1 protein-coding gene is annotated in these 1089 nt (G+C 59.3%); it reads left to right on the top strand.

Features of this window, described 5'->3' with window-relative positions:
• Positions 1–1089: SAM-dependent methyltransferase (locus FY112_RS00225; RefSeq protein WP_151517339.1), on the top strand; the 1089-nt coding region annotated here is incomplete at both ends.

Genomic DNA, 1089 nt, shown 5'->3' with positions numbered 1-1089 from the left:
CCACTCAATCGGAAGAGGAATACTGGGAGCATATGTTCGAACGCCCGGATCCATGGAATTACATCTCGGTCTACGAGCAAGTCAAATATGCGCAGACGTTGAGCCTGATCCCGGAAGGGATCGAAAAGGCCCTCGAACTCGCCTGCGCGGAAGGAATCTTTACCGAGAAGCTGGCGCCAAGGGTCGGTCGGCTGACGGCCACCGATATTTCCCAGCGCGCGATCGACAGGGCGATCAAGCGGTGCCGCGACCATGGTAACGTCGAGCTTCGTGTTCTCGATTTCGTCAAAAGCGATGTTCCGCCCGAGCAGGATCTCGTTATCTGTTCCGAAGTCCTCTACTATATGAAGGATGAGGAGATGCTTGCGGCCGTCTGCCGGAAGATGGCCGCAGCAGTGAAGCCGGACGGCTACCTAATCACTGCCCACGCGCATATCCGCCAGGACGAACCCGGCCGAACCGGTTTCGATTGGGGCCATCCTTTCGGTGTCGAGACGATAAAACGGGTTTTTGCCGCGCAGGCCGGCCTCGCCCTGGAAGAGACGATCGACACCGAGCTTTACGCCATCCACCGATTCAGGAAAGGTGCCGTGGCCAATCCCGCCCTGCGGATCGAAGCGCACGGAGCCCCATTGGATACGGATGTGGCAAAGCACATTATCTGCGGACCGGCGGGCATCGCGCGCGAGGCGGCATGGAAGACGGAGGTCACCACCTCGGTTCCCATTCTGATGTATCACAGGATCGCAGAAGACGGCCCCGCTGCACTCCGGCGCTTCCGCACGCCGCCGGAGATTTTCCGCAAGCAGATGCAGTTCCTGAGGCGACAGGGCTATTACAGCGTGACCGCGCAGAACCTGGCAAATCTTCTGCGCAGCGGCAAGCCGATCCAGGGCCGGCCTGTGATGCTGAGTTTCGACGACGCCTATCTGGATTTCCAGACGAACGCCTACCCGATCCTTGCCGAGAATGATTTCAGCGCCGACGTGTTCGTCGTGACCGATAAGGTCGGCGGTCGGTCAGATTGGGATTCCGCCCATGGAGAACCTGCACCGCTGATGTCGTGGTCGCAAATTCAGGAATTGCACC

It is taken from the genome of Rhizobium sp. PEPV16, assembly GCF_008919455.1.
Taxonomy (GTDB): Bacteria; Pseudomonadota; Alphaproteobacteria; order Rhizobiales; family Rhizobiaceae; genus Rhizobium; species Rhizobium leguminosarum_Q.
Note: the sequence above shows the minus strand (reverse complement) of the source record. Positions and strands in the feature narration are given on the sequence as shown.